This is a genomic window from Methylobacterium sp. WL119, assembly GCF_008039875.1.
GTDB lineage: Bacteria > Pseudomonadota > Alphaproteobacteria > Rhizobiales > Beijerinckiaceae > Methylobacterium.
The window spans coordinates 1-4,999 of record NZ_VRUU01000176.1 but is presented as its reverse complement, the minus strand read 5'-3'; the positions used below and the strand labels follow the sequence as shown (position 1 = coordinate 4,999).

Sequence of the window (4,999 nt, the reverse complement as noted above, 5' to 3'; positions counted from 1 at the left end):
CCGCCTCGCCGGCCGCGCCTTCGCCCGCCCTGCCCTCGCCGATCAGCACGAGGCCGCCGACATGCGGCCATTGCCGCGCCAGCGGCGCGCGCAGCGGCCCGGCGGGGAAGGCCAGCCCGTTGCCGGTGCCGACGCCGGCATCGACGACGGCGAGCGCGAGGTCCTTCGCCAGGGTCGGGTTCTGCAGGCCATCGTCCATGACGACGACGTCGGCGCCCGCCGCTACGCAGAGGCGCGCGCCGGCGACGCGGTCGCGGGCGACGACGACCGGCGCGTGGCGGGCGAGCAGCAGCGGCTCGTCGCCGACGTCGCGCCAGCCGTGGCGGGCGGGATCGACGAGGACCGGCCCGGGCAGGCGCCCGCCGTAGCCGCGGCTGAGGAAGGCGGGCGTCCGTCCGAGGTCGCGCAGCAGCGCGGCCAGGGCGATCGCGCTCGGGGTCTTGCCGGCGCCCCCGAGGGTGAAGTTGCCGAGGCACAGGACCGGGCACTCCGCCCACGCGCCGGGCCGGTCCATGCGGGCGGCGGTGTGGCGGCCGTAGGCGCGCCCGAGCGGCGCCAGCAGACGTGCGGCCGGATGGTCCGAGCCGTCCTGCCAGAAGCGCGGCGGGCGCATCAGCCGTGGTGGAAGGCGGCGAGCTTCATCTGGGCGATGAAGGGGTCGAGCACCGCCAGCGTCCGCTCCACCGCGCCCTCGAACGGCACCAGGGCGCGCTGCCCGGCCCGAGTCATCGCGTCGATGCGGTCGGGGGCGGCCATCAGGTCGGCCAGCGTCGCGGCGAGCTCGGCGGCGTCGGCGACCGCGGCGGCGCCCCCTCCGGCATCGAGGGCGCGGTAGACCTCGGTGAAGTTCTCCGTGTGCGGCCCGTGCAGCACGGCGCTGCTCAGGCGCACCGGCTCGATCGGGTTCTGGCCGCCATGCGGCACCAGCGAGCCGCCGAGGAACACCAGCGGGCTCAGGCGGTAGAACAGCCCGAGCTCGCCGATCGTGTCGGCGACGTAGAGGTCGATCGACGGGTGCGGGCGCCCGCCCGCCGAGCGGCGCGCGCTGCGCAGGCCCTGCGCCGTGGCGCAGGCCGCCACCTCGCCGCCGCGATGGGGGTGGCGCGGGGCGACGATGGTCAGGAGCCGCGGGAACCGGCCCTTGAGCGCGGCATGGGCCTCGGCCGCCGCCGCGTCCTCGCCCGGATGGGTGCTCGCCGCGACCCAGACCGGGCGGTCGCCGATCATGTCGCCGAGATAGGCCACCTGCTGCGGATCGGCCGGCTGAACGGCGGCGTCGTACTTGAGGTTCCCCGCCACGCTCACCCGCGGCGCGCCGAGGCGCACGAAGCGCTCGGCGTCGTCCCGCGTCTGCGTCAGGCAGATCGCGATCCGCGCGAGCAGGGCCCGCGCCGTGCGCGGCGCGCGCGCCCAGCCCGCGTACGAGCGTTCCGACATCCGCCCGTTGACGAGCAGCAGCGGGATGGCGCGGGCATGCAGCGCCACCACCGTGTTCGGCCAGATCTCGGATTCGGCCACCAGGGCGAGGTCGGGCTGCCAATGGTCGAGGAAGCGCTCGACCCAGCGCGGCGCGTCGAGCGGCATGTACTGGTGCACGGCGCCGGCCGGCAGGCGCGCGCCGATCAGCTCGGCGGCGCTGCGGGTGCCGGTGGTGACCAGCACCGAGAAGCCGCGGGCGATCATGCCCTCGACCAGGCCGACCAGCGAGAGCGATTCGCCGACCGAGGCCCCGTGCATCCAGACCAGCGACCCGACCGGCCGCGCCCGCCCGGGCAGGCCGCGGCGCTCGGGCAGCCGCGTCGGGTCCTCCTTGCCCTGCCGCGCCCGCCACGCCAGCAGGCCGGCGACCGCCGGCTCGCCGAGCCACAGGCCGCCGCGATAGGCCTTGAGGGCCAAGGTGAGGGGCGGCGCCCTCATGCCCGGATCCTCATGCCGGGCTCCTCATGCCGCCTCGGCGCGCGGCGCGGCGGCCCCGAGCCAGTTGTCCCCGACCCGGTCGAGGCGGCCGACGAGGGTGTAGGCGCGGTCGTGGACCCGGTTCATCTCGGCCTCGAGGCGGGCGCGCAGGGCCTCGAACGTCTCCGGGTCGGGATCGCGCGGCACGAAGACCGCCTCGCCGAACACCACCGCGCCGCGGCCGAACGGGAGCCCAAGGCAGGCGCGGTCCCAGCTGCCGAAGCGGATGTGGCGGCTCGTCACCACCGCCACCGGCACGATCGGCCGGCCGGAGAAGCGCGCCAGGGTGAGGATGCCGGCATCGGCCCGGCGCGAGACCTTCGGAACGTCGGCCGAGAAGGCGACGATCTCGCCGTTCTTCAGGGCCCGGATCATCGCGCGCAGGCCCTCGGCGCCGCCCTTGGCCTTGGCGTCCTTGACCACGCGGCCGCGGGCGCCGGAGGCGCGGATCACCCGCACGCCCATCCGCTCCAGGGCGATGGTGTTGATGTTGCCGTCGGGATTCTTCGAGATGATCGTCGCGACCCGGTCCACCGGCCGCCCGGCGAACGACACCATGATGTGCTGGCCGTGCCACATCCCGGCGATGAACGGCGACATCCCGTCGAGCCAGGGATCGGCGCCGGCGGGCTCGATGGTGAAGCGGTTGGTGCGGCGCACGAGCGTGAGGTAGCCGGCCGCGAGCCGTCCCAGGGCGCCCTGCACGGCCGGATGGCGGATGACGCGCTTGCCCAGGCTCATCGTGCCGAAGCCCGGCGCACCCGGCCCCGTGCGGACGGGCCGCGATCGCCGGGCGAGGCCGCGCAATGCTGCGGCACGCGAACGGCGGGAACGGTCGGCGTGGGATTCATGTCTCGCTTTCCGAGGCTCGGCCGGGCTTGCGCGGGGGCGCGACGGCCGGAGGGCGGCAAGGCGCCGACCGCGCCTCGCGACGGGTCGGGCAGTTCGGACGCGACAGCGGGACGGCACCGTCCTGCGCCGCCCGGTGGCTGTCTAGACCCGTCGCCTCGGCCCGCGCAACCGAGACCGGGCGTCCCGGGGCGGCCGATCGCTGCGCGGCGTGCCCGAAAACACCTCGAAACCGCGCGAAACGGGTTGTTTGGATCAATTCCAATGTGTAGCTTGGAATCGATCTAAATAGGATGTCGATCATGGACGCGACCCTCGTCGTCGACCCCCATACCCCGCAACCCCACGACGACGCCCACCGCGCCTTCGTGCTCGCCTACGTCCAGCCGGGGCTCGCCGGGCTGATCGACGGATCGGTCTCGACGCTGGCCCCGATCTTCGCCGCCGCCTTCGCCACGCACAGCAACGGCGCGACCTTCCTCGTCGGGCTCGCGGCCTCGCTCGGGGCCGGGATCAGCATGGGCTTCACCGAGGCGCTCTCGGACGACGGCCGCGTCACCGGGCGCGGGAGCCCGTGGATGCGGGGCCTGGTCTGCGGCGCGATGACGGCGCTCGGCGGGCTCGGCCACACCCTGCCCTACGCGATCCCGAGCCACTGGCCGAACGCCTTCGCGCTCGCGACCGGCCTCGCGGTGCTGGTGGTGGCGATCGAGCTGCTCGCCATCGCCGCGATCCGCACCCGCTACATGGCGACCCCGTTCGGCCGCGCGGTGCTGCAGATCGTGCTCGGCGGCGCGCTGGTGCTGGCGGTGGGGGTGCTGATCGGCAGCGCCTGAGCGCGTGGCCCGATCCGACGGGGCGCCGGCCGCCACCATTTCGTCGCAGGCGATCCGAATCGGGAAACTGGGCGGTTCGGCCGCGCGATACCGAGTCATGTGGTATCTCTACGGACTGACCGTCCTCGCCGGCCTCGCGAACGCGATCCAGCCCGGGCAGAACGCGACCCTCTCGAAGACCTTCGGCCTGCCGGTCACGGCGGCCGTGGTGATCCTCTTCGTCAGCACGGCCTTCATGCTGCTGGGTGGCCTGGCATTCGGCAAGCTCGCCGTGCCGAGCTGGGAGCAGGTCGCGGCGGTGCCCTGGTGGGGCTGGCTCGGCGGCTGCCTCAGCGTCCTGCTGATCCTGGCCCAGCTCTACGCCGCGCCCGCGATCGGCGCCGCGTCGTTCCTCGGCCTCATCGTGACGGTCGGCGTCGTCGCCTCGATCGTGCTCGACAACTACGGCTGGGTCGGGTTCGAAGTCCATCCGGCCAGCCTGTGGCGCGTGCTCGGGGCGGCCCTGATGATCGTCGGCGTCGGGATGGTCGCCTTCACATGAACCCTGATCGTCGCGCGGCATGAACCCTGATCGTCGCGCGGCGTGAGGCTCGGCCGGCGCGCGGCACGCGCCGGCTCGCTTGACGCGGCCGGCCTCAACCGCGATGCGGTCCCCCGTGTCCTTCCGCCTCGCCCACCTCACCGACCCGCATGTCGGCCCCCTGCCGCGGCCGCGCCTGCGCCAGCTCTTCGGCAAGCGCGCGACGGGCTACGCCAACTGGCGCCGCGGGCGCTCGCGCAGCCACGACATGGAGGTGCTCGGCGCGCTCGTCGCCGATCTGAGGCTGCAGGCGCCCGACCACGTCGCCTGCACCGGCGACCTGTGCAACATCGGCCTGCCGAGCGAGTGGGACACCGCGCGCATCTTCCTGGAGGCGCTCGGCACGCCCGAGGCGGTCAGCTTCGTGCCGGGAAACCACGACGCCTACGTGCGCGGCTCCCTCGAGGGCCTGCTCGCGGCCTGCGGTGCCTGGACCGCCGACGACGCCGGCGGCAGCGGCACGTTTCCCTATCTGCGCCGGCGCGGGCCGCTGGCTCTGGTCGGCCTGTCGAGCGCGATCCCGACGGTGCCGTTCGTCGCCACCGGCCGGCTCGGGCCGCGCCAGATCGCGGCGGCCGAATCGCTCCTGCGCACGCTGGCGACCGACCCGTCGCGGCCGGCGCGCGTCGTGATGATCCACCACCCGCCCCATCCCGGCGGCGCGAGCCCGGGCCGCGACCTGCGCGATGCCGCGGCCTTCAGCGCGATGCTCGGCCGCGTCGGCGCCGACCTCGTCCTGCACGGGCACAACCACGTGGCGAGCGTCGCCCACGTGGCG

The 4,999-nt window shown here is 74.8% G+C and carries 5 protein-coding genes and 1 pseudogene; 3 read left to right on the top strand and 3 right to left on the bottom strand.

Annotation, left to right across the window (positions count from 1 at the left end):
• The 3 genes from lpxK to FV227_RS27730 all read right to left on the bottom strand — a co-directional run.
• A partial coding sequence (lpxK, locus tag FV227_RS27740; protein WP_147860395.1) for a tetraacyldisaccharide 4'-kinase occupies positions 1-613 on the bottom strand: 613 nt, incomplete at its 3' end.
• The gene (locus FV227_RS27735; protein ID WP_147860394.1) at positions 613-1,917 is read right to left on the bottom strand and encodes a 3-deoxy-D-manno-octulosonic acid transferase; all 1,305 of its coding nucleotides are present in this window, start codon (positions 1,915-1,917) and stop codon (positions 613-615) included. The genes FV227_RS27735 and lpxK, both read right to left, overlap by 1 nt.
• Before the next feature lie 24 nt (positions 1,918-1,941).
• Positions 1,942-2,697 (bottom strand): lysophospholipid acyltransferase family protein, encoded by a 756-nt coding sequence (locus FV227_RS27730; protein ID WP_147860393.1) that lies wholly within the window; start codon positions 2,695-2,697, stop codon positions 1,942-1,944.
• Positions 2,698-3,170: 473 nt separating this feature from the next.
• On the opposite strand from FV227_RS27730, the pseudogene FV227_RS27725 reads away from it, so the two are divergent.
• From FV227_RS27725 to FV227_RS27715, 3 genes and pseudogenes are all read left to right on the top strand, one after another.
• Positions 3,171-3,641: pseudogene (locus tag FV227_RS27725) on the top strand (VIT family protein); the annotation flags it as partial.
• 97 nt (positions 3,642-3,738) lie between these two features.
• Positions 3,739-4,182 carry a DMT family transporter gene (locus FV227_RS27720; protein WP_147729846.1) on the top strand — a complete coding sequence of 148 codons (444 nt, stop codon included), beginning with the start codon at positions 3,739-3,741 and terminating at the stop codon, positions 4,180-4,182.
• Between the two features lie 103 nt (positions 4,183-4,285).
• Positions 4,286-4,999: metallophosphoesterase (locus FV227_RS27715; RefSeq protein ID WP_147860392.1), on the top strand; the 714-nt coding region annotated here is incomplete at its 3' end.

Bases quoted from the DNA above. Each gene is read 5' to 3' on its own strand.
- FV227_RS27735 (WP_147860394.1), bottom strand. From the start codon at position 1,917: ATGAGGGCGCCGCCCCTCACCTTGGCCCTCAAGGCCTATCGCGGCGGC.
- FV227_RS27730 (WP_147860393.1), bottom strand. From the start codon at position 2,697: ATGAGCCTGGGCAAGCGCGTCATCCGCCATCCGGCCGTGCAGGGCGCC.
- FV227_RS27720 (WP_147729846.1), top strand. From the start codon at position 3,739: ATGTGGTATCTCTACGGACTGACCGTCCTCGCCGGCCTCGCGAACGCG.